25 protein-coding genes, 2 pseudogenes and 1 other annotated feature are annotated in these 23718 nt (G+C 43.1%); of the genes and pseudogenes, 2 read left to right on the top strand and 25 right to left on the bottom strand.

The features are described from left to right. Window positions 1-23 precede the first annotated feature (23 nt). The 13 genes and pseudogenes from queA to M5V91_RS28010 all read right to left on the bottom strand — a co-directional run. Complete coding sequence (gene queA, locus M5V91_RS28065; protein ID WP_071156896.1) at window positions 24-1052, bottom strand: tRNA preQ1(34) S-adenosylmethionine ribosyltransferase-isomerase QueA; 1029 nt, start codon at window positions 1050-1052, stop codon at window positions 24-26. Window positions 1053-1079: 27 nt separating this feature from the next. Further along, window positions 1080-1286, bottom strand: coding sequence for a DUF2905 domain-containing protein (locus M5V91_RS28060; RefSeq protein ID WP_009333097.1), 207 nt, complete (start codon window positions 1284-1286; stop codon window positions 1080-1082). Beyond that, a complete protein-coding gene (gene ruvB, locus M5V91_RS28055) occupies window positions 1283-2284 on the bottom strand; it encodes a Holliday junction branch migration DNA helicase RuvB (protein WP_019382918.1) in 1002 nt (333 codons plus the stop codon). The genes M5V91_RS28060 and ruvB overlap by 4 nt, the downstream gene beginning before the upstream one ends. Before the next feature lie 52 nt (window positions 2285-2336). Beyond that, a complete protein-coding gene (gene ruvA, locus M5V91_RS28050; RefSeq protein WP_019382919.1) occupies window positions 2337-2948 on the bottom strand; it encodes a Holliday junction branch migration protein RuvA in 612 nt (203 codons plus the stop codon). A gap of 162 nt (window positions 2949-3110) precedes the next feature. Then, window positions 3111-3674, bottom strand: a complete 564-nt coding sequence (locus tag M5V91_RS28045) for a tyrosine-type recombinase/integrase (RefSeq protein ID WP_019382920.1) — start codon at window positions 3672-3674, stop codon at window positions 3111-3113. 238 nt (window positions 3675-3912) lie between these two features. Then, entirely contained in the window at window positions 3913-4461 is a 549-nt protein-coding gene (locus tag M5V91_RS28040; protein ID WP_019382921.1) for an intercompartmental signaling factor BofC, read from the bottom strand. A gap of 162 nt (window positions 4462-4623) precedes the next feature. Beyond that, a complete protein-coding gene (locus tag M5V91_RS28035; RefSeq protein WP_009333102.1) occupies window positions 4624-5367 on the bottom strand; it encodes a YhcN/YlaJ family sporulation lipoprotein in 744 nt (247 codons plus the stop codon). 109 nt (window positions 5368-5476) lie between these two features. Beyond that, the gene (locus M5V91_RS28030) at window positions 5477-6499 is read right to left on the bottom strand and encodes a phosphotransferase (RefSeq protein ID WP_026041805.1); all 1023 of its coding nucleotides are present in this window, start codon (window positions 6497-6499) and stop codon (window positions 5477-5479) included. After that, window positions 6453-8462 (bottom strand): SafA/ExsA family spore coat assembly protein, encoded by a 2010-nt coding sequence (safA, locus tag M5V91_RS28025; protein WP_284521635.1) that lies wholly within the window; start codon window positions 8460-8462, stop codon window positions 6453-6455. Before safA ends, M5V91_RS28030 begins: the two co-directional genes overlap by 47 nt. A gap of 420 nt (window positions 8463-8882) precedes the next feature. Beyond that, window positions 8883-9989: a quinolinate synthase NadA gene (nadA, locus tag M5V91_RS28020; RefSeq protein ID WP_009333106.1), complete on the bottom strand. Its 1107-nt coding sequence runs from the start codon at window positions 9987-9989 to the stop codon at window positions 8883-8885. A 310-nt stretch (window positions 9990-10299) separates the two neighbouring features. Further along, a complete protein-coding gene (nadC, locus tag M5V91_RS28015; RefSeq protein ID WP_251175119.1) occupies window positions 10300-11136 on the bottom strand; it encodes a carboxylating nicotinate-nucleotide diphosphorylase in 837 nt (278 codons plus the stop codon). Next, window positions 11105-11422: a hypothetical protein gene (locus tag M5V91_RS30775; RefSeq protein WP_369426009.1), complete on the bottom strand. Its 318-nt coding sequence runs from the start codon at window positions 11420-11422 to the stop codon at window positions 11105-11107. Before M5V91_RS30775 ends, nadC begins: the two co-directional genes overlap by 32 nt. Window positions 11423-11635: 213 nt before the next feature. Continuing rightward, a pseudogene (locus M5V91_RS28010) lies at window positions 11636-12687 on the bottom strand (FAD-binding protein); the annotation flags it as partial. A gap of 141 nt (window positions 12688-12828) precedes the next feature. Between M5V91_RS28010 and M5V91_RS28005 the strand changes: the two are divergent. Both M5V91_RS28005 and M5V91_RS28000 read left to right on the top strand, forming a co-directional pair. Next, complete coding sequence (locus tag M5V91_RS28005) at window positions 12829-14097, top strand: IscS subfamily cysteine desulfurase (RefSeq protein WP_284521634.1); 1269 nt, start codon at window positions 12829-12831, stop codon at window positions 14095-14097. Beyond that, window positions 14036-14578, top strand: a complete 543-nt coding sequence (locus M5V91_RS28000) for a transcription repressor NadR (RefSeq protein ID WP_009333110.1) — start codon at window positions 14036-14038, stop codon at window positions 14576-14578. Before M5V91_RS28005 ends, M5V91_RS28000 begins: the two co-directional genes overlap by 62 nt. 67 nt (window positions 14579-14645) lie before the next feature. On the opposite strand, the gene pheA is transcribed toward M5V91_RS28000, so the two are convergent. The 12 genes and pseudogenes from pheA to minD form a co-directional block, all read right to left on the bottom strand. Beyond that, entirely contained in the window at window positions 14646-15524 is an 879-nt protein-coding gene (pheA, locus tag M5V91_RS27995) for a prephenate dehydratase (RefSeq protein ID WP_071156202.1), read from the bottom strand. A 131-nt stretch (window positions 15525-15655) separates the two neighbouring features. Continuing rightward, the gene (gene thrR, locus M5V91_RS27990; RefSeq protein ID WP_009333112.1) at window positions 15656-16111 is read right to left on the bottom strand and encodes a transcriptional regulator ThrR; all 456 of its coding nucleotides are present in this window, start codon (window positions 16109-16111) and stop codon (window positions 15656-15658) included. Between the two features lie 25 nt (window positions 16112-16136). After that, the gene (obgE, locus tag M5V91_RS27985; RefSeq protein ID WP_009333113.1) at window positions 16137-17429 is read right to left on the bottom strand and encodes a GTPase ObgE; all 1293 of its coding nucleotides are present in this window, start codon (window positions 17427-17429) and stop codon (window positions 16137-16139) included. A gap of 141 nt (window positions 17430-17570) precedes the next feature. Then, entirely contained in the window at window positions 17571-18122 is a 552-nt protein-coding gene (locus M5V91_RS27980; protein WP_217025915.1) for a sporulation initiation phosphotransferase B, read from the bottom strand. Window positions 18123-18360: 238 nt separating this feature from the next. Beyond that, window positions 18361-18654 carry a 50S ribosomal protein L27 gene (rpmA, locus tag M5V91_RS27975; protein ID WP_009333115.1) on the bottom strand — a complete coding sequence of 98 codons (294 nt, stop codon included), beginning with the start codon at window positions 18652-18654 and terminating at the stop codon, window positions 18361-18363. Next, window positions 18655-18993 (bottom strand): ribosomal-processing cysteine protease Prp, encoded by a 339-nt coding sequence (locus tag M5V91_RS27970; RefSeq protein WP_009333116.1) that lies wholly within the window; start codon window positions 18991-18993, stop codon window positions 18655-18657. A 13-nt stretch (window positions 18994-19006) separates the two neighbouring features. Further along, complete coding sequence (gene rplU / locus M5V91_RS27965; protein WP_009333117.1) at window positions 19007-19315, bottom strand: 50S ribosomal protein L21; 309 nt, start codon at window positions 19313-19315, stop codon at window positions 19007-19009. 13 nt (window positions 19316-19328) lie between these two features. Further along, window positions 19329-19407 (bottom strand) — a sequence feature (ribosomal protein L21 leader region). A 198-nt stretch (window positions 19408-19605) separates the two neighbouring features. After that, complete coding sequence (locus tag M5V91_RS30770) at window positions 19606-19851, bottom strand: hypothetical protein (RefSeq protein WP_009333118.1); 246 nt, start codon at window positions 19849-19851, stop codon at window positions 19606-19608. Then, a complete protein-coding gene (locus M5V91_RS27960; RefSeq protein ID WP_369426008.1) occupies window positions 19845-21053 on the bottom strand; it encodes an Rne/Rng family ribonuclease in 1209 nt (402 codons plus the stop codon). The genes M5V91_RS30770 and M5V91_RS27960 overlap by 7 nt, the downstream gene beginning before the upstream one ends. A gap of 60 nt (window positions 21054-21113) precedes the next feature. After that, on the bottom strand, window positions 21114-21980 hold the full coding sequence (locus tag M5V91_RS27955) for a M50 family metallopeptidase (protein ID WP_009333121.1): 867 nt from the start codon (window positions 21978-21980) through the stop codon (window positions 21114-21116). Continuing rightward, window positions 21973-22748: pseudogene (locus tag M5V91_RS30205) on the bottom strand (peptidoglycan DD-metalloendopeptidase family protein). The gene M5V91_RS27955 and the pseudogene M5V91_RS30205 overlap by 8 nt, the downstream one beginning before the upstream one ends. 137 nt (window positions 22749-22885) lie before the next feature. Then, window positions 22886-23689 carry a septum site-determining protein MinD gene (gene minD / locus M5V91_RS27945; protein ID WP_019380305.1) on the bottom strand — a complete coding sequence of 268 codons (804 nt, stop codon included), beginning with the start codon at window positions 23687-23689 and terminating at the stop codon, window positions 22886-22888. Window positions 23690-23718 lie beyond the last annotated feature (29 nt).

Below are 23718 nucleotides of genomic sequence, written 5' to 3'. Positions count from 1 at the left end.
GAAGTACAGAGATAACCTATTTATTAAATAATGAGCATAGCATCTCCAAAGCTGAAGAACCGATAATGCTCCTCCACGGCCTGATTATAGGCATTCAGAACGTTCTCACGGCCAGCCAGTGCACTTACAAGCATAATCAAGGTCGATTTAGGCAGATGAAAATTTGTAATCATGCCATCAATCGCTTTAAATTCATAGCCGGGATAAATGAAAATATCTGTCCACCCGCTTGCTTCTTCAAAACGGCCATTATGCATGGAAGCAATGGTTTCTAAAGTCCTTGTGGATGTAGTCCCCACACTGATAATTCTTCCTCCCTGCTCACGAACTTCATTCAACAGCCGTGCAGTCCCTTCTGTTACCTGGTAAAATTCAGCGTGCATTTCATGCTCATTCAAATCATCCACACTAACCGGCCTGAAAGTTCCCAGACCAACGTGCAGAGTAATAAAAGCAATATGCACACCCATTTCCTTAATCTCTTCAAGAAGCTGCTCAGTAAAATGAAGGCCTGCTGTAGGGGCTGCAGCAGAACCGCGTTCACGGGCAAATACAGTCTGATAACGGTCACGATCATCAAGCTGCTCCTTAATATAAGGTGGCAATGGCATTTCTCCCAATTCCTCCAGCACCTCATAGAATATCCCGTCATACTTAAACTCCAGTACCCTGCCGCCATGATCTGAAGTTCCAGTGCAAACAGCAGTCAAATTGCCGTTTCCAAACGTTATCTCAGTTCCTTCTTTCACTCTCTTGGCTGGCTTGACCAGCGTTTCCCAGGAATCCCCTTCAAGCTGTTTTAGAAGAAGCACCTCTATTTTCGCACCAGTGCCTGTTTTTTCTCCAAACAGCCTGGCAGGAAGGACCTTTGTGTCGTTCAGCACAAGACAATCTCCAGCTTTGAGATAATGTTTAATATTTTTAAATACACTATGCTGAAGATCTCCGGTTATTTTATCAAGGACCATTAGCCTGCTGCTAGTCCGATCAGCCAAAGGCGTTTGTGCTATTAATTCCTCAGGCAAATGAAAATCAAACCAATCTACTTTCATGATGTCACCCTCTGTTATTCATATAGACTACCGAAGCCTTCCTATAAAATAAAAGATGGCAGAAAGGATAACACTGATCAAAATCGATGTAACGACTGGAAAATAAAATGTCGTATTGCCTTTCTTGATCACTATATCCCCCGGCAGCTTGCCAATATTAATAAACTGGCTTATAAATCCGATAGCAAAAATGATGGCACCAATGACCATCAGCCACTTTGATATGCCGCTCAATCAGCAGGCACCTCCATCTGAAAATGGCGGTACACCAGGTCCGTTACAATTCTTCCTCTTGGCGTCCGCTGAAGAAACCCAATCTGCAATAAATATGGTTCATAAACATCTTCAATCGTGTGTGCTTCTTCCCCAATGGTCGCTGCAATTGTTTCAAGGCCAACAGGACCGCCGCGGAATTTCTCTATAATCCCTCTTAATAATTTATGGTCAATATGGTCAAGGCCTAAACGGTCAACCTGCAAAAGCTCCAAAGCTTCCTTTGCCAGTGTTTCATCAACCTGGCCATCTGATTTGACCTGAGCAAAATCCCGGACTCTCCGGAGGAGCCTGTTTGCAATTCTAGGCGTGCCTCTTGACCTTCTGGCAACCTCAATGGCGGCTTTTAGATCTATACCTGTATCAAGGACCTCAGCTGTACGGACAACAATATCAGTCAGCTGCTCTTCTGAATAGTATTCAAGCCTGCTAAGCACACCAAAACGGTCCCTTAACGGGGCCGATAACGACCCCGCCCTTGTAGTCGCGCCAACCAGTGTAAAAGGCGGTAAGTCCAATCTGACTGATCTGGCACTTGGCCCTTTTCCGATGACGATATCAAGACAAAAGTCCTCCATTGCCGGATATAGAACTTCTTCTATAGAACGCGGCAAGCGATGAATTTCATCAATAAACAGGACGTCACCAGGTTCCAATGCAGTCAGGATCGCAGCCAAATCACCAGGCCTTTCAATGGCAGGGCCTGCAGTGGTTCTGATATTTACTCCCATTTCATTGGCTATAATGGCAGCCAGTGTGGTTTTCCCCAATCCAGGCGGCCCATATAGAAGGACATGATCTAAGGTCTCCTCGCGTATTCTGGCAGCTTTGATAAAGATCTCGAGGTTCTGCTTTACTTTATCCTGTCCAATATACTGCTTTAGTGTCTGCGGTCGCAGACTCTGTTCGAATGAAAGATCCTGAAGATCAGCTTCACCGGATATTATCCGCTCTTCCATACATAATCACCTACTTAATATCAGCTTAAATGAATCGGACCCGTCCAATACATTATAGTTTTAAAAGCTTTTGCAGAGCTTTCTTTATGTATTGGTCCGTTGTAAGCTTTTCCTTCTTCATTTCCGGTGTAATCTTTTTCAGTTCCTTATCTGAATAGCCCAGCGCCTTTAATGCAAGCAAAGCTTCCTCCAGGTCCCCTGAAGGTCCGCTTTCAGCCTGAAGTTTATCCGCAGAAAACAGATTAGGGAAAAAGTCAGGTACAATATCCGGCAGTTTCCCTTTCAGATCAAGAATCATCTGCCTCGCTGTTTTCTTTCCGACTCCAGGAAATTTAACGAGGAACGCTTCATCTTCATTTTCAATTGCCTGCACCACCTGTTCCGGTTCACCTGAAGCAAGAATTGCAAGAGCTCCCTTCGGCCCAATTCCGGTAACATTCAGCAGCTTGGTAAAAAGGGTCTTCTCCTCCCGAGTCTGAAAACCGTACAGTGCCATAATATCTTCCCGTACATAATGATACGTGTATATCCTTACTTCCTGCCCGAACTCCGGGGTATAGCTAAATGGATTTGGCGTTAAAATCTGATAGCCAATACCATTGTTTTCAATAACCACATATTCCGGCCCGATAAAATCCAGCTTGCCTCTTACGAATTCATACAATGCCTTTCTCTCCTCTAGTTTAACTGTACCTCATTGTACCATATTATATTTTAGGCACGAAGAATAAAATGCTGAACAGAATGGGGCCAGATACATTGCTTATGGAGGAAAATCCTTATGGTACACAAGACGCTTTATATCAGCCAATGCATTAAACTCATTTTATAGGTTAACGTCCACTTTTATTAATTGCTTCCCGCCTCTTTCAATACCGAGATAGCGCAAAGTTTCAGCGGAAGAATGGTGATTATAGATGGACATAATGATTGAAATGGCAATCCCTTTTCTATAGGCATGATAGCCAAATGTTTTTCGAAGTGTATGTGTTCCGATCTTCCCTGGAATTCCAGCTTCCTTTGCTGCATTATTTATGATCCGGTAGGCTTGCTGGCGGGTAATTGGCTGGTTATTCTTTTTGGATTTGAAGAGATAATCACATTCAGAGAAATCATGCTGAGTAAAATATTTTTTCAGTTCTTTTTTCACGCTGCTATTTAAGTAAAATGCTTTAATTTCATCACTATTGAGATCGTTTAAATAAATAAACTCTTTTATCTCCTTCCCATCCCAAACATCACTAATTTTCAGAGATAGCAAATCACTCACTCTTATGCCCGTATTTATACCTAATACAAAAAGCAAAAGATCCCGCTGTGACTGCTGTCTTAAAATCTCTTTAATTTTATTTATGCTTTTGATGTCCTTGATAGGATCAACATATTCCACAAGATTCCCTCCTGCAACTAATGTTACATAAGTATAAGCTATCAAAAAATAAGTAACATTACAAATGATTGAATGCAGTTCATAAGAAAAGCGGAAGCGCCTTGCTCTCCCCCGACATCTTGAGCAGGAAGACGCTGGACCTAGTCAGATTATCAACGTTCAAAATAATTATTTTCTTATTGTTTAAAAAACAGAAACATGCAAGAGAATCCCATTCCCTTGCATGTTTTACTGCTTTTCAATTCGCTTGCTTTTCACCGGCAGTATAGCTTTTAAAGGTCTCCAGAACTTCCACATATCGATCTTTTGTTACAATGGGGATTCCTTTTTTTAATTCTTCACATTTCGTGCTTTCTAATTTCCCTAAATCGATTTGAAAGAAAGACTGAATAATATTTGTTTTTTTCGGCCTTCCATTGAAAATGGTTAATGTGCCGTCCTCGGTTACACCGAAGTACCCATTTGCTTTTAATAATGGCGATATATCATCCATTTTCCGGCGGAACACTATATAATCCATATCCATATCAACAAGCTGCCATTGATCATATTTAGCCCAGAAATCTTCAAGGGTCCATATGATTTCCTCTATGGTTTCCTGGCTTACTTCCCCATCCAGATATTCTCTCTCCAAAATGACATCCATCTTAAGCGGCCCTTCAATGTGTTTTCCTGCTGCCTCAGCATATACAGAAGTACCCTCAGATAAAAAGTTGAATGCATCCGTCTGGAAGAAGGGATAAAAGGAAGCAGCTCCTATTATTAGCAAGCCCCATATGGTTCTCATGATCGATCACCTCGATTAAATAGTAACTTCTGCAGCATCCGCCTGAGCCTGTTTTCCCAGATCTTTATGCTTAGTGTGACCAACATTTTCATGTTTATCCTGAAAAAAATTAATTATGTAAAAAGGGCAAAGCCCAGCAGCTTTGCCCTCTTTGCTGAATCATTATTTTTCCCTGCGGAATAAACTTTTTAAATCCCAATCAATTTGCTCTCGCGGGCCGCCATCACGAAGATTGTTATCAATATTTCTTAAACGGCTAAACGTTCCTTCGTCCGTTACCACCGTAGCAGATCTTCCGCGTAAATATGGCTGAACAGCTTCATGAATCGCTTCTTTCGTCTGTTCTTCCTTATCATAATCATTCAAATCCACAGCAATCAAAACATCGCTTCCATAGGTCACGGAACGGACATCCTCAACGTTAGGAACAGAAGCTGCAACGTTGCCAATTTTTTCAGCAAGCTCACCTTCATAAGCCTGATAATAAGAATTTTTGGCTTGTCGTGTATTGTCATCGAGATGGCCATGATAATTTGCATCGCTATGGCTAAAACGATTATCTCTCTGCAAAAAGCTGCGGTCCCTGTCAGCAAGAGGAACAGTTGGGTTTCCGGTATTTTCATTCCTGACTCTTCTTGCATTATTTTCCACTCTGTTGGAGCCATTATTTTTTCCCTCTGCACCCAGAGTATGATCCATCATTTCTGTCAGAGGCCCATCATTATCTGTACCATCTTCAACCCGGACATTTCCACCGCGGTTTCCGTGATTTTCATTTGAATAATATCCCATGGGCTGACCAATTTCATTCTTTCGATCAACAGATGCATCTTCGTTCGTTCCGCATCCTGCCAATCCCATTGTCATGATGGCAGCCATCGGTACTGCAATTAATTTCTTGTGCAAGCGAAAAACCCCTCGCTAATATTACAAGCCCTGAGCATTGCTGCTCTTTCTTAGCTTGTGAGCGAAAGGAGGCTTTCATTCTGTCCATTTACGTCCATTTTTTTGTACATTATTTGTTTATCTCATTAACGGCATATTTAAGAGCTTTAATAAAACGCTGTCTCTCAGCAAACTGACCAACAGTTAAATCCAAAACAGGACGAATCTTTACAGAATCAAGATATGTTCTATCCCTTATTACACGATTCCATTCCCTAAATATATCAGTTGGAAATGCCAATGCATGAAGAAAGCCCTTTTCTTCAAGATTGGATTTAAATATTGAATATTTTCCCAAATCGTCAAATGACCATTTCATAAAGGGGAGGATGCGGTTCGCATACTGCAGGTAATCGGAATGTGGAGTACCTATTGCTATCAGGTCAAAATCAAGCAAATATAAAGATTGATCTTTAGCTCTGAGAAAATTATGATGTGCTACATCACCATGCAGAATAACCTTCCTCCCGGATTGAAAAAGCCAGGCGTCCTCTTCAATGCCTTTCAAGGCCCAATCTGCCCAGGCTAATAATTCATTAATAATTTCTTTTTGGACAAAATATCTTATTACTGGGAGATTATTAAGGAAAAGGGTCGCTCTCTCTCTCCACTTGTCTGCCTGCCGATATGCCGGCACAACCGTTTGGTAACGGCTTACAAGCTTCTCTGTAGTATCGTGGAAATTCTTCAGCAAATTTAGCCCTTCCAAACGATCGCTCTTCAAAAAATAGGTGAACACTTCTTCAGAAGGCGGGATGTATTCCAGACACCCAAAATATGTCCGGTCAAAAAACAATGGCGGTTCTTTGGCAACCTCATAAAAAATATATGTTTTTGCAAATCCTTCATTCATTAATGATGAAGTAAATGCCTCCTGAAGCTTTAGCCGGTGATAGGATGAAAATCCTTTCAATACAAAGGCCCGTTCCTGTGTCCTCAGTAAATAAACCTTCTTTCTAATCGGCTTTAACTCTTCAATTTTAAAGGGCAGCTGATCTTGCAAATAGGAGAGGAGACGATTTTGAACTAAATCGTCTCCTCCATTATTAACCGTCGTATTCACTGCTTTCGTCAAAGCTTCTTGGCATTCCAAATGCCTCTCCGCCCATTTGGCCAAAACCTTGACCGAATGCTGGTCCTGGGCCATAGCCAAATCCCGGACCATATGCCGGCCCTGGACCGAATCCTGGTCCCGGACCGTATCCTCCCGGAGCAAATTTCGGTCCTCCGCATCCGCAATCATTAGAAGCACCCATCACTGAACCAGGCATTAATGGCTTTTGAGACATACCCGGAGATTCTTCCATTCCCTGCACCTGCGGCATGTGTGGCATTTGCATTCCCATGTCTTCTGCACCCATTACACCTGATGGCATTTGATGCGGCATCTGTGGCATCATTGCTCCTTGCACTTGATGCGGCATCTGATGCGGCATTTGCATTCCCACGTCTTCTGCACCCATTACACCCGATGGCATTTGGTGCGGCATCTGTGGCATCATTGCTCCTTGTACTTGATGCGGCATCTGATGCGGCATTTGCATTCCCATATCTTCTGCACCCATCACTCCCGATGGCATTTGATGCGGCATCTGCGGCATCATTGCTCCCTGCACCTGTGGCATCTGATGCGGCATCTGCGGCATCATCGCTCCCTGCACCTGATGTGGCATCTGATGCGGCATCTGCGGCATCATCGCTCCCTGCACCTGATGTGGCATCTGATGCGGCATCTGCGGCATCATCGCCCCTTGCACTTGATGTGGCATCTGTTGTCCCATATCTTCTGCACCCATCACACCTGATGGCATTTGAGCCATTGGCATGAACGGCGAAGATTCATCATAATCCGGACTTTCAACTCCAGCCATCATACCCATATGCGGCATTTGATGCTCCGGCATCATCGCTCCCTGTACCTGCGGCATCTGGTGTGGCATCTGCGGCATCATCGCTCCCTGCACCTGGTGTGGCATCTGATGCGGCATCTGCGGCATCATCGCTCCCTGCACCTGGTGTGGCATCTGATGCGGCATCTGCGGCATCATCGCTCCCTGCACCTGATGTGGCATCTGATGCGGCATCTGCGGCATCATCGCTCCCTGCACCTGGTGTGGCATCTGATGCGGCATCTGCGGCATCATTGCTCCCTGCACCTGATGCGGCATCTGATGCGGCATCTGCGGCATCATTGCTCCCTGTACTTGAGGATAAGGCATTTGCGGGTAACATGGGTTAAAAGGAAACATTGGCTGATATTGACCTCCTTGATGTGTATATAAAGAAGATTCGCTTTCCGGCGATTCAGGACTTTCTTGATTTGGAGCCGGCTTTGCCTGCGGAAGGATATTGACTGGTTTAGGCGGGAGCTGGGGCTGTGGCTTGGATTCTGATATAGGCAGTGGTTTTTGCTGTGGTTTTGTTTCTGCAGGCTTCACTGGTTTTTCCTTCACTTTAACCTCTTTAGCCGGAAGCGGTTTCTGCTGCTGCGGTTTAACCTCTTTTGCTGGAAGCGGCTTTTGCTGCTGCGGTTTAATCTCTTTTGCTGGAAGCGGCTTTTGCTGCGGAGCCGGCTGCTGAATATTCATCATATAATAATTATTTATATCAATTTCAGGCATAATAGGCTTTGGCATTTTTGGCGTATAAGGTTTTTTGGGAACTTCTTTTGGTGCAGGTTTTGGCACTTCTTTCGGAATTTCAACCTTTGGCGCCGTTACTTTTGGCATTTCCTTTTTCGGTGCTTCTTTTACCGGCTTCTCCTTAGGTGCTTCAGCTGATGGCATGGTAATAGGTTTCTCTTTGGCAAAAGGTTGTTCTGCTTTTGGCATTTCCTTTTTGGCACCCATATTTATTTTTGCTTCCGGTTTTCCTCCAATAGGAGCCTCTTTTTTTATTGAGCCCCCGCTTGCAGGAACTTTTATTTTCATACCGGGCATAATCATATCAGGGTTGCTGAGCTGTGTATTCATCTTTTTCAGCTCTTCAAAATTCACGCCGTACTTTTTTGCAATCTTCCAAAGAGTATCCCCTTTCTGTACGATATGGATTTTCACTCTGAATTCCCTCCTATGCGTAAGGTGATACTTCCATCAATGATGGTTAGTATAGGCCCACACGATGTGGGTCACACAGACGTTGCCACAGGACGTGGCGTTCCTAGTCTGTGTTCCTAATCAGCATTTACGGGCATTTCATCCATTTATTTGAAAATTGCAGATTAGTGCCCGTTAATCGCGATGAGTCCATATAGTGTATGAAGAAATGGGCAAATTGCTAACAATCTACACAAAAAGATATGCATTTTTCCCAGGATTTATGCTTCATCGTTTCTTCTAATCCTATTAACAGCAAAGGGCAGCAAGGCAATAAAAAAATCCTCCCGGGCGGGGAGAATTTTTTATTGCCTAAATTTACGCAGAGTATTTCTGTGTAATTTCCGCTGATTTAATGACCGGCTAACCTTTTGCAAACGCTTATGGACGTTCGAGCATCCTATCTAATGCCAATTTAGCAAATGCTGCTGTTTGTTCTTCAACCTGAATTAGATTTTGGCTTTCCCCCTGCTCAATTGCTTCAAGGCACCAAACAAGGTGCGGTAAATCGATTCGGTTCATGGTCAGGCAAGGACACATATGAGGGTTAAGTGAGATGATTTTTTTATCTGAATGCTGGGTGATAATCCTTTTAACCAAATTCATCTCTGTACCGATCGCCCATGAAGACCCAGGTTCTGAATGTTCTATTGCATCTATTATATAATTGGTCGACCCGGCCATGTCGGAAAGTTCCACAACTTCCCTTCTGCATTCCGGATGGACAATGATCTTCATTGCCGGATATTGTTCCCGAACTTCTTTGACATTTTCAACAGTAAAGTTTTCATGAACTGAACAATGGCCTTTCCAAAGAATTACTTTAATGTCCTCAAGCGGCCCTTCATATTCCAGCTGATCCGTAATGGGGTTCCATACAGCCATTTCCTCAAGCCCAATTCCGAGGTTATAAGCCGTATTTCTTCCAAGATGCTGGTCAGGCAGAAATACAATTCTCGGCTTCTGCTCAAACGCCCAGCTCACCATTTTTTCAGCATTCGAAGAAGTAACTGTTGCTCCTCCATGGCGGCCTACAAAAGCCTTGATGCCCGCAGTAGAGTTTACGTATGTTAAAGGAAGCATTGTATCGCCAAACATATTCTGCAGCTTCGTCCAGGCTCTTTCTGTTTGGCTGATATCAGCCATATCGGCCATAGAGCAGCCTGCGCGCATATCAGGCAATAGCACCTTTTGACTAGAATCTGTTAATATATCTGCCGTTTCAGCCATAAAGTGAACTCCGCAAAACACAATATATTCTGCCTCTGCATTTTCCTGTGAAAGCTGGGCAAGCTTTAGTGAATCACCGGTAGCGTCCGCAAACTGGATGACCTCATCCTTCTGATAATGATGACCCGGAATAAACAGCTTATTTCCAAGCTTATCTTTTATTTCTCTTGCTCGATCCTCCAGTTCCTTTATAGTCATCATTCGATATTTTTCCGGAAGAATAGTTGTTTGTTTTTCTGCTGTCTGAAAAATATTCATTTCCTCCATACCCCTTTGCCAATTATGCATTTATTTTTTTAGGAATTTATATCCTTTGAACGTCGGTAACAGTCCAGCTCCACATGGAACGCTTCGACAGCGTATTCATCGCACGACTAAAAGCGTTAGCTCATTAGAGAAGCGTCTCCCACCTCGAGGTAACAAGCGCCAATCCTCCAAAAAGGCAAGAACACCTTCCTGGGAGGCTCGTCTTGTGGGTTGAGGCCCCTAGGATGGGGGTCTTGCAGACGTTGCCACAGGACGTGGCGTTCCTAGTCTGCGTTCTTTTGTGGGCAAGGCGCTTCCGCTTTTATTCCACAGTAACCTTCACACTTATATCAAGCGATTTCACGGAATGAGTAAGAAAACCCAATGAAATAAAATCAACCCCTGTATCGCTGTAAGCTGACAGGTTATCCAACGTGATTCCGCCGGATGCTTCTGTCAGGATCCCCTTCGGCACGCTGCTGATCCACTCTTTAATCTCTTCAGGGCTCCTGTTGTCAAACATGATAACATCTGCCCCTGACTCAACTGCTTCAAGAACCTGTTCTTTTGTTTCCGTTTCGACTTCAACTTTTACCATATGCCCAACTTTTGACCGTACTTCTTCCACAGCTTTCGAAATTGATCCTGCAAAAGAAATATGGTTGTCTTTAATCATGACTGCATCATAGAGGCCATATCGATGGTTAAATCCCCCTCCGCATCTGACTGCATATTTTTCAAGCATTCTAAGGCCAGGTGTAGTTTTTCTTGTATCGCAGATTTTCGTATGTGAACTATTTAATACCCGGACAGCCTCACTTGTTTTTGTTGCAATTCCGCTCATTCTTTGGAGCAGATTTAAGACCACTCTTTCTCCTTTTAATAAATCGGATACAGGCCCTGCAGCTTCAGCAAGGACTTGACCTTTCTCAATCCATTCTCCATCCTTTACTATTATATTGACTTCAGCGGCTGGATTTAGCATCTTATATCCGGACCTGATTATTTCTTCTCCGCAAAAAATGCCATTGTCCTTTGCAAGGAAAACGACCATTCCAGTCTGATCTTCTCCAAAAATAAGTCCGCTTGTCAGGTCGCGGTCCCCGATATCCTCGAGAAAAAACTGTTCAAGTTGCAATCGCAGCTTTAATTTGTTCATATTTACCACCCTTTTCAGATTTTCGGGATTGAATGATTCTTTTTCCAAGCCATTCATGACTTTCGAAGGGATAATCCTGCCGGAAATGGCCTCCCCGGCTCTCTGTCCTCCTTACTGCAGCGTCTGTTATCAGATAAGCTGCGATAAGCATGAAAGCCCGTGTTGCTTCCTCTATTGAAAGATCATCAAGTTCTGCTTTAATCCATTCTTCAATTTTGCAGCCTTTAAGCCAGGCAAGCTGATCTAAAAGCCCTTCTTTTGTTTTGATAATCCCTGCATTTTTCATCATTCTCAATTTAATTTCTTCAACTGAAGGTAAACTTTCTTTGACTTGACATCTTAATGCTGTCTCGGGAAATGTCAGTCCTTTAGCAGGATCACTTGATGGCTGTTCATTAATCCACTCCGCAAGCCTTTTGCCCAAATATAAACCTTCCAGAAGGGAGTTACTTGCAAGCCGGTTAGCGCCATGTACGCCTGTGCATGCAGCTTCACCAATCGCATACAGGCCAGGAATGCTGGTGCGGCCCAATAAATCTGTTTTAATTCCTCCCATTAAAAAGTGGCTTCCGGGTGAAACTGGAATTTTCCCAATGCTTAGATCTACTCCGTTTTGTTCACAGATTTTTGTTATTGTCGGAAACCTGGATTTAAAGTTTTCAATTGAGGAGATATCCAGGAACACGGATTTCCCTTTCTCTAAAGAATGAAAAATTGCTTGTGACACAACATGTCTTGGCGCTAAATCTCCCAGTGGATGAAGTCCTGCCATTACTGGTCTTCCGTCTTCTGTAACGAGCCTGCCGCCCTCTCCCCTGACAGCTTCCGAGATTAGCCCTAATGCTTTACCGTCTTTATATAGAAGTGTGGGATGAAATTGGATGAACTCCATATCCGCTATCTCCGCACCTGCTCTGTACGCTAAGGCAATACCATCTCCGGTTACGGAATCGGCATTGGATGTATATTCATATAGCTGGCCGCAGCCCCTGTTGCAAGCACAACATGAGATGAAATGAAACGATGAATTACACCATTGGAATCTTTTCCTTTTACCCCTATACAACTGCCTTCCGTTTCATTTATCAGCAATTGAAACACAAGAACATTTTCCATGATTCGAACGTTTTGATTTTTATTTGACAGCATAAAATCAATGACTGTTTTTCCAGTGCTGTCCCCGCCTCCATGAACAATTCTGCTTTCTGAATGAGCCCCTTCCATGCCTAACGCAAATGCTCCTTCAGAATCCATATCAAACAGGCATCCCTCTTGATTAAGCTCTTTTATCAGGGAGGGTGCCTCACTGGTCAGGGACAGCACTGCATCAGAATCATTATGAAACCTTCCTGCTTCGAGTGTATCCATGTAGTGCTTGGATGGGTGATCATTTACTCCCAGGGCAGCCGCAATGCCGCCCTGCGCCATATATGAGTTTCCATTTTTTACAGTTGACTTTGTGAGAATAATCACATTTAAGTCCTGTCGCAGCCTCTTTGCCAACTGCAAAGCGGCTACCCCGCTTCCAATAATCAAAACGTCGGCATTCATTATTTTATACCTCCTGTTTTTACAGGTGTCTTGACACCTATATTTACACAGATTTAGAATTATGACAAGAGGTTTTCATAGTTTAAGAGGAACTTCTTGCTTTTCGAAGGCTTTATTTAAAGAGAGAGAGCAGGTGAGAACATGAAATATTTCGATTATGCAGCATCTTGTCCGCTTGATCCGGAAGCGGCAGATGCCTATATTAAAGCCTCAACTGAATACTTTGGCAACTCCCTCAGCCTTCATGATACCGGGAGCGCAGCAGAAGGGCTTCTTGAAAACTGCCGGAGAGAATTAGCCATCCTTTTGGGAGTTGAGAGTGAAGGAATCTACTTTACCAGTGGAGGTACAGAAAGCAATTTACTCGCTATATTAGCCTTGCTGTCTGCCTCTGAAAAATCAGGAAAACATATTATAGCGGGAATGGCTGAACATTCCTCTATTCATAGTGTCCTAGAGAAATTAAGCCTTGATAATGGCTATGAAATTACAGAAATCCCTTTTGGGGCGGATGGCCGTATTGACCTAAAAAAATTAAGTTCGGCCATCAGGGATGATACCGTCTTAATTACCATACAGCATGGAAATCCTGAAATTGGCACATTGCAGCCTGTCCCTGAGATCAGCCAACTTTGCAGGCAAAGGAAGATATTGCTGCATAGTGATTGTGTCCATACTTTTGGAAAATCAGATTTAAAAGAAGTCGCCAGCTTTGTTGATAGCCTGTCCTTTTCTGCCCATAAATTTTACGGGCCAAAAGGGGTGGGCGGGGTTTACCTCAAACCTGGCAGGCGGTGGAGCTCCTTCTTACCAGGCGTATCACATGAAAAAGGTTTCAGGCCAGGCACTGTGAACCTTCCAGGAATTGCCGGAATGACAGTAGCTGCACAGAAAGCTTATGTAAATTTAAACAGACATAACAGCCATTTCCAAACACTGCGTGAAGCACTGCTGAAGGAGCTTGAGTCTTCACAGGAGAAATTTGTGTTATACGATTTTGCAGGCTCTTACCAGCTTCCTTCTACATTGGGACTTCGGTTAAAAGGGGTCGAAGGGCAATATATCATGCTTGAATGCAACAGACATGGATATGCCATATCTACAGGAAGCGCATGCAGCACAGGCATGAAAACTGTTTCTAAAACGATGATGGCCCTAGGGGTTACAGAAAAAAAGGAAAGGAATTTTTCCGGATTTCTTTCGGGTGGAATACTGCTGTTGAGGAGGCAAAGTCACTGGGGGAAAAGCTGGCAGAAATGGCCCGGGAACTCGGACCGCTCTAATCTTTTATATTCTGCCGGTTCTTATGTTAGAATGAGACATTATCGGATTATAAGGGTGAGGAAAAATGAAGGAACAAAAAAAGGTGCTCGGAGAGGAGCGAAGGACCTTTCTGCTTCAGCTTCTTAAAGAAAGCGGACAGCCCATTACAGGAGGCGACCTTGCAGCAAAAACAAATGTAAGCAGACAGGTAATTGTTGGGGATATCACCCTTCTAAAGGCAAGAAAAGAGCCAATCATTGCTACGAGCCAAGGTTATATGTATCTTCATCAGGCTTCTCCTGCATCTTCAGCTGAGCGGGTCATTGCCTGCCATCATGACCCCGCGAGGACTGAAGAAGAATTGAATCTGCTTGTCGATCATGGGGTTACAGTAAAAGATGTAAGGATTGAACATCCTGTTTATGGTGACTTAACTGCCTCGGTTATGGTTTCAACCCGTCAGGAAGTCAAGCAATTCATGGATAAAATTAAAGCCACAAAAGCTTCCTTCTTATCAGAACTGACAGATGGCATTCATCTTCATACTCTTTCTGCAGCCTCAGAACGGAAACTCGATGAAGCTGAGAAATTATTAAAGGAAGCAGGATTTCTTATTGACCAGGAATAGCGTTAATCCTTATTATTTTTAAATAAGAAAGGATCCGGATATGTATACCGGATCCTTTTCTTTAGCTTTAATCCTGAAGAACTTTTGTATTTTTATTGCGAAGCTGAAAATATGGATAGCTACCCAAAATCTTAACGCTGCAGCCCAGTGCCTCCAATTCGGCAACTGCTCCGGGGATAAGGACATCGTCCTGCTTCATATCCACGTCAATGATAAAGAAATAATTTCCCAATCCTGTTTTCATCGGCCTTGATTCAATCTTAGTCAAATTGAGCTTCCTCCAGGCAAATGCCGAAAGCACTTGATGAAGTGCCCCTGACCTATCAGCCGGCAGCGTCACCATAACAGTCGTCTTGTGCCCGGCAAACTCTTTGCGGTCTTCATTGATTGACAGTTCTTTACTGGATAATACTATGAACTTTGTATGGTTAAAATCAAAATCATGGATATCCTCTTTAACGATCGCCAGTCCATATACTTCTGCCGCTAATTCATTAGCGATGGCGCCGGCCCGCAAATCTGGATTTTCTTTTACATATTGAGCTGCTGCTGCAGTTGAAGTAGTGCTTTCGCAAGGGATGCCTTTCAGCTCTTTATGCAGAAATTTATGGCATTGTGCAATAGCATGGGAATGGCTATAGACTGCATCAGTTTTATCCCATTCGTTCACATGATCAGGATGGACCATAAAATGCTGGCGAATCGGGGCTGTCAGTTCGCCGATAATTGGAAAATCCACTTCATGGATTAAATAATCCAATGTAATATTCACTGAGCCTTCCAATGCGTTTTCAAGAGGAACTACCGCCAGTTCTATTTCATTCTCATTTAATGCATCAAAACAGGCAGGTATCGTTGGGTAGGCAACGGCTGTCTCATTCGGAAATAAACTCCTTGCAGCAATATCTGTAAAGGTGGCTTTTGGGCCCAAAAATCCTATCTTCACGGTAATTACCTCCTTTTCGTCAGACTTATCATAAATCACTGAAAATTTTCTTTATACTTTACTACTTTAACATATGTATGTAATTTGCAAAATAAAAAACTAAAAAAGGGCAGGGTACAGAGCGCATTTTCTTACGCACCCGTCCCCAGCACCTCTACTTTTTCTACAAACTCCAATTTTCGAAGCCTACCCAAGAGCTCCTCAATCTCGATGCCCATTTCAGTTACATTCAGGGAAAGCGTGACATTTGCCCTTCCCTGGAGCGGAATGGTCTGGTGTATGGTTAGGACATTGCACCCCGAAGAAGCCACAACGCCCAATAAATGTGATAAAGTCCCCGATCTGTCTTCCAAATGAAAGAATAAAGTGATCAGCCGTTCTTTGACAACAGTATGGAAAGGAAACACAGTGTCTCTATATTTATAAAAAGCACTTCTGCTCAAATCAACTTTTTGGACAGCATCCCAAACCGATTCGGCTTTTCCCCTTTCGATCATTTCCTTCGCATCCAAAGTTTTCTTCATTGCTTCAGGCAAAACATCTTCGCGAACCAAATAAAATTTCTTATCGAATCTATCTTTTCTCATTTCTCCACCCCGTCAATCGTGAAGGTTAGTCAATAAACTCGAATTCATAATCAAGCAGCTTAACGGTATCACCGTCTTTTGCTCCTTTTTCACGAAGAGCATCATCCACACCCATTCCGCGCAGCTGTCTTGCAAACCTGCGGACAGATTCATCTCTTGAGAAATCAGTCATCTTAAAGAGCTTCTCAATAGCATCGCCAGATACGACGAACACTCCTGCAGGGTCTCTCGTAATGACAAACTCCGTCTGGTCAGCTTCATGCTTATAAAGAACGCGGTGCACACCTGTGTCTTCTTCTTCTTCATGTGACAGCGGGAATTCAGGCGTTTCTTCAAGCTTATCCGCAACGGCAAATAATAAATCCCTTAACCCTTGTCTTGTTAAAGCGGAGATCGGAAAAATCGGATACTCTTCTTCAAGCTGTTCTTTGAATTTCTTAAGATTTTCCTCTGCATCAGGCATGTCCATTTTATTAGCCACAATGACTTGAGGCCTTTCAGTGAGACGAAGGTTATACTCTTTTAATTCTTTATTGATGGTTAGATAGTCTTCAAATGGATCCCTGCCCTCAACAGCAGCCATATCGATAACATGGACAATAACTCTGGTTCTCTCAATATGCCGTAAAAATTGATGACCAAGGCCTACTCCCGAATGGGCGCCTTCAATTAATCCAGGCAAGTCTGCCATGACAAAGCTGCGGCCGTCTTCAGTCTCAACCATTCCCAGATTGGGAACAATCGTCGTAAAGTGGTATTCCGCAATCTTCGGCCTTGCCGATGATACAACCGATAGCAGCGTGGATTTTCCGACGCTCGGAAAACCGACTAAACCAACATCAGCTAAAAGCTTGAGCTCCAGCACAACATCTCTTTCCTGGCCCGGTTCGCCATGTTCGGACAATTCTGGAGCAGGATTAGCCGGTGTGGCAAAACGGGTATTCCCTCTGCCTCCGCGGCCCCCGCGGGCTATGACAGCTTTTTGCCCGTGCTCAGTCAAATCTGCGATTACTTCCCCTGACTCGGCATCAGTTACGACTGTTCCCGGCGGGACTTTAACAATCATGTCTTTTGCATTTCTTCCATGCTGATTTTTAGACATGCCATGCTCACCGCGGGGAGCTTTAAAATGGCGCTGATAACGGAAATCCATTAACGTGCGTAATCCCTCATTCACTTCAAAAACAACATTGGCACCCTTACCGCCATCTCCGCCGGCTGGGCCTCCGTTCGGCACATATTTTTCACGGCGGAAAGCAACCATTCCGTTGCCCCCGTCTCCGCCTTTAACATAAACTTTGACTTGATCGACAAACATATATTATTCCTCCCGTCTGCAGTATGTCCCAATTGTCTGGCATTCAGCCAAATTACAGGCACTGACTGGATCCACTCTTACACTTAAGAAATGCTCCAGCCTGCAGAGTTTCACACTTAGTATTGCTTTTTGCGGCGGAAATCACTCTCTGCCATTCGCAATGAATGGCACAAATAACTCCAGTGCAAGCTCCTCTTCAGCTAATACCTGAACAGCAGCCGTTATGTCATCGTTCTTCTTTTTGAAGAACTGATCCAATTTATCGATATCTGTTAGTATTCCGCTAAAATCAAAAAAGAAACGAGCCCCTTCTTTTTCATGCCTGATGGATACAGATAAATGATTATCATGGTAAGGCTTTACTGATGAGTCCAAAATGGCAAAAAAAGAGCCTGTCCAATCAGAAAGGATAATGTCATCCAATCGGCCGGAAATGGTATCATCAAGCACCTCATATTCAAGCTGAAAGTAGTGGTTTTCCCAATTATAAGTCAATAAAAGCGAAGCAAACTCAGGAAGGTTTAAGTTCGAAAGTCTTGCTTCCTGCTGTGCTTCCACCACGATTTCATCTATGATTTCCTTAGCTCTGTCTACCTTGTTAAGGGAAAGGTTGCCTTTAATTAATTGTATTTTATTCAGCCAGTCATGCCGGGCATGACGCAGCACTTCAATCATATTCCAGTCTTTTTCCATATATGCACTCCTGTATGGTTATTAGGCTGACAGAAGACTGTGCTTGCTGTAAGTATATCAAAAAACATAAGTACAGTAAGCAAATTTATGTTAAATAAGAAAATATTGCTTATGCGAAGAAGAGCTGCTGTCTTCTGGAGCTATAAATTCATCAGATAAAATGTGAAGTGCACTGGCGGATTTTTTTGCCCAAAAAAGAAAACCCTAACCTTGTGGGCTAGGGTTTTCTCGAAAAGGCTTACGCCTCTTGAGCTGCAGGATATACGCTCACTTGCTTGCGGTCACGTCCAAGACGTTCGAACTTAACAACACCGTCAACTTTCGCGAATAGTGTGTCATCGCCGCCTTTACCCACGTTTACACCTGGGTAGATCTTAGTACCGCGCTGACGGTACAGGATTGAGCCGCCAGTTACGAATTGTCCGTCCGCACGCTTAGCGCCAAGACGCTTAGAGATTGAGTCACGGCCGTTCTTTGTAGAACCTACTCCCTTTTTAGAAGCGAACAACTGAAGATCTAATTTTAATAGCATTTATTCCACCTCCTGCTTTTTGAAGGTAATCTTTATATACGTTCCGTAGTCTTCTTCAATCGTCTGCAATGAAACAACCATGCCTTCAAGAAGAAGCTGCACTTTCTCATTCATGTCATCCTGAAGATCAGGAAGAACACAGCGGAGAAAGCCATCTCCATGGCTGATTTCTGGTGTCACGCCGGTTAGGGCATGGACAGCATTAATGGCACCGATGGAAACGGCAGATACGCCTGCACAGACGATATCCTTGCCTCTGTTTGCGAAGAATGCATGACCGCTTATTTCAAACGAATGAATATTTCCGGAATCTTTACGAATAATCGTTACTTCAATCATCTGAATCGCCTGATTAAGCGTTGATTTTTTCAATCACAACTTTAGTGTAAGGCTGACGATGACCTTGCTTCTTACGATAGTTTTTCTTTGCTTTGTACTTGAATACAGTGATTTTCTTTTGACGGCCTTGTTTTTCAACTTTAGCTGTAACAGTAGCACCTTCAACTACAGGGCTTCCTACTTTTACGCTGTCTCCGCCAACGAAAAGAACCTTTTCAAATGTAACTGTTTCGCCTGCTTCAGCGCTAAGCTTTTCGATGTAGATAGCTTGACCTTCTTCTACACGTAATTGCTTACCGCCAGTTTCGATAATCGCGTACATGAACTGCACCTCCTCTTAGACTAAGACTCGCCATCCCAGGCGCCGACACGAAAGCGGGCTTATGTACCTGTTCTGTGCGGTTGTAGCACGGGTGCGCTACAAACATAACATAAAAATCCTATCATATAATGATTAATCATGTCAATAAGAATTATATGATTCTCTTTGTTTGCACCTAAAAGTGACTTTTTTGCGTGCCTATACAATTATAATGCTAATGGGGTTATTAGGGAAGTGGGAAATACTGCACTAAAAAAGCAGGCGGGGTGGTTAAATCCGCCTGCTTTGAACTAACCTAGCTCATTGGCACTGCCAAACTTTCTGATTTCATAAAATGGCTTGCACTTTTCCTTATAGGAAAACATGATTTTTAGTCCAATGCTGTCTTCGATTCTCTTTTTATGGGCATCATTTTCCCCTGAGAATACCGCTGCTGTGTCTGGGGTGGTTTCGATTAAGACAGCTTCATGGTCATTGCCGCGATGTTCCCACAGTTCTCTTTCCAGCCTGAAGGCAATGGTTTCAGCACTCAGCACTCTTCCGGTGCCTTCACATACTTGACACCTTTCGGTAAGTGATTCTGAAATGGCCGGTTTCGTTTTTTTCGGGTCATCTGGAGGATTCCAAGCGGGGTGAATCCAACAAGTTTAGTGCGTCTTTCATCCTTTTTCAGCGCATTTTCCATGGTGGAGAGGATATGGTTGCGGTCAGATGCTTCTTTCATGTCGATAAAATCGATTAGGATCATGCCGCCTATATCGCGGAGCCGGATCTGTCTTGCAGCTTCTTCGGCCGCCTGCTGGTTCGTTTTTAACACAGTTTCCCTGCGGTCCTGCTTACCGGCGAACTTTCCGGTATTTACATCGATGACTGTTAAAGCTTCGGTTTCATCAAAAATAAGATATGCGCCAGTTTCAAGCCATACAATCCGTTTCAGCGCTTTATCAATTTCAGATTCAACATTAAAAGAGGAGAAGATATTTTCCTTGCCAGAATGCAGCCGAATTGGCAAGCTGGTGTGTTTCTGGAGCACACTCTTCAGTGTTAAGTCGTCCACTGCGATTTCTCCATCGGCCAGTTTCTTTGCTTCTTCTTTAATTTTCTCAATAAAAGAATTCGCTTCGTAAACTTTTCCCGGTTTTTTCTTTACTTCTGCTGCCCTTAAAAGGTCCCTGTACTCCAGTCTTAGCCTTTCAAGTTCATCTATGAGTTCAATTTCTTTCTTGTTATCACAGGATGTTCTGAAAATCAGCCCTTCATTCTCTTTCTTAGCACGATAGCCAAATTGGCGCCAGTTTTCTCTTGCTTCACTATCCTCAATTTTCTTGGATACAGCAACATAACGGCCATTTGGCATATATATCAGCGAATCTCCTGAAAACTCAAGCACCCCTGACAATCTCGGTCCTTTAGTTCCGGCAGCGTCCTTTTCAACTTGAACAAGTATTCTTTCTCCCTGATGGACAAAAGAAGAGATGCTCCGTTTTTCCTTTACTTGAGATTCTTCGGCAGAACAAACATAGGCTGCCAGTTTGTCCCGGTGAATAAATCCGCTTTGATCTTCCCCAATCTCTACAAAAGCTGCATTCAATCCAGGCATTACTTTTGCAACGGTGCCCAAGTAAATATCCCCTACTGATGAACGCTGCTTCGGCTGATCGATAAATAGCTTCTCGACCCTCTTATCTTTTAAATGTGCAAACCGGCGCTCTCTTGATGCATAATTTACAACTAACATGTCCAAAACTATTTCCTCACTTTAAACCATTATTTATTCATTTCAATAAAAACTCGCTCTTCAGTAAACATAAAGCAAATCTCCAATTTTAGCAGTCAGCACTTTTTCTGCAAAGCACGCATGCAGCAATTCATTTTCATCTAAAGCACCCTTCTCTTTCCCGTCCTTTTCAACTATGATTGGGTGTTTGCATCCTCGCTGAAATCTTTCCAGAACGTCAATAACCAATTCTTCCTCTCTTACAACGATAGGTTTTAATGTCCGGAAGTCGCTGTGCTTCCCATAGTATCTTTCGAGGAGAAAGCGGATAAATATGAATCGGCTCTGCTTCCATTCATGATATAGCGAAAACACCAAAAAAGCGAGGACTACCCATATATTCAGGTTTACAGGAGAGGTCAGCAAAGTTAATATTATGAAACTGAATAGACCCGCAGCCGAAATAAAAAGTGTTTTTCTGTGCGCTTCCGGAAATGCCTTATTAAGAGAAAGCCATAAAAAAACAAGCTTTCCTCCATCTAATGGCCATACAGGTAGCAGATTAAAAATCAGGATCATTAAATTGAACTGAATAAACAGGTGAAAAATATCAGCAGATACAAAAGAGAGCTCATAAAATAACAGCGCCGCCCCCATCATCCAAATATGCTGAAGCGGCCCTGCTATAATGACTACGATTTCCTCTTTCAGCGGCCGGTTTCCGTGTTCATCCATTTCCGCTACACCGCCAAATGGCAAAAGGGCGATCTTTTTTATTCTCCAGGAATAAAGGGATGCTGCAGCTGCATGGCCCATTTCATGAACGAAGATAATCAGGAGCAGCATGCATAATTCCATAAAATGAGCAGTTGCGACAGATAGTCCGATAATGGCCCATAACAAAGGATGTATATGAATATATTTAATTAATCCTGTTATTTTATTCAAATGGGATCACCTGGATCGGATCTATAAAATCATCATCTTTTTTAATCGCGAAATAGAAAGACCCTTTTTCTCCATCACCGGTGTCACCTGCAGTGCCAATACCGGTTCCTTTTTCAACATATTGATATAAATTCACATTAATTTCAGCCAAATTGCCATACCAGGACTCACTTTTATCACCATGCTGAATAATAACCGTATTTCCGAAACCATCTTTCTTTCCAGCAAACCGCACAAGCCCTTCACTCATTGCTTCGATGGATGCTTCTTTACCTGTTTCGATTGTTATTCTCTGTCCATTATCATTAAAGTCTTCCAGGATTTTTGCAGAAGCAGGCAATGCATACTCACTGTTTTCTTCAACGTTCTTCTCATCTTTTTTGCCATCTGAAAATGGCAGCAGTGCCAGTGGTTTTCCGAATTGTTCTTCATACCAGCCGGAAACTGCGGCGAATTGAAAATCCTTCTCCATGGCTGCCTTTACAAAATCTCTAGCAGGATCAAATGTCGCAGCCTGGTTTTTAAAAAGAATAGCAGCGAATAAAAAAATACAGGCAGAAGCTAGCAGCTTGAATAGAAATAGTTCCTTTCGAAATAAAGGGTGGTTCCCCTCATCGAGTTTGCTCTCGTATGAAGGCAGCTTACTAAACCCATACCGCTCTTCATCTTCTGTCCAAAGAACTGTTGAATCTTTCTTATTTGAGAATCTTTCTTTCTCTTTTTTCTCCGCTCAATTCTCTTGCGTATTTCATCCGCTCTTGAATTCATAATATCCCCACCATTTCTATATAGCTCTATTTGTACAAGTTTATGAGTTGTCCAAATAGAGTATGACTTGAAGTGGGTGTCTGAGATAAAAAAATAAACCGAAGAAGTCTCCCCGGCTTTTGTTCGATAAATTATAATTATTTAACACCAAAAAACTTTTTTAGTTTTGAGAATACACCTTTATTCTCTTCTTCAAGAGGCTGAAGCGGAACAGCTTCACCAAGTATGCGGCGGGCGATATTACGGTAAGCAACAGAAGCCTTACTGTTAGGGTTTAATGCAATAGGCTCACCATGATTGGATGCCTTGATTACTTCATCATCATCTGCCACAATTCCAATTAAATCAATCGACAAATGTGCGGTAATTTCATCTACATCGAGCATGTCGCCATTTTTCATCATATGGCTTCTAATTCTATTTATTATCAGTTTTGGAGCCTCTACATTTTCCTCTTTTTCAAGCAAGCCGATAATCCGGTCAGCATCACGTACGGCTGAAACTTCCGGAGTGGTAACAACAATTGCTTTATCAGCACCGGCAACAGCATTTTTGTACCCCTGCTCAATTCCAGCAGGGCAGTCTATGACAATATAGTCATAATCCTGCTTTAATTCATCGACCAGCTTTTTCATCTGCTCTGGAGTAACAGCCGTCTTATCACTTGTTTGAGCAGCAGGAAGCAAATACAGCAAATCATCAAACCGTTTGTCTTTAACCACAGCCTGATGTATTTTGCACCGGCCTTCGACTACATCGACCAGATCATAAATAATGCGGTTTTCCAATCCCATCACCACATCAAGATTTCGAAGGCCAATGTCTGTATCCACCAGGCACACTCTTTTCCCCTGAAGGGCAAGAGCAGTACCTACATTTGCGGAAGTAGTCGTTTTTCCGACTCCGCCTTTTCCGGACGTAATGACAATCGCTTCTCCCATCCTAGCTTCCCCTTGCAATCTAGTTATAT

This window comes from Cytobacillus pseudoceanisediminis, from assembly GCF_023516215.1.
Lineage (GTDB): Bacteria > Bacillota > Bacilli > Bacillales > Cytobacillaceae > Cytobacillus > Cytobacillus pseudoceanisediminis.
This window is presented reverse-complemented; position numbering and strand designations above follow the sequence as displayed.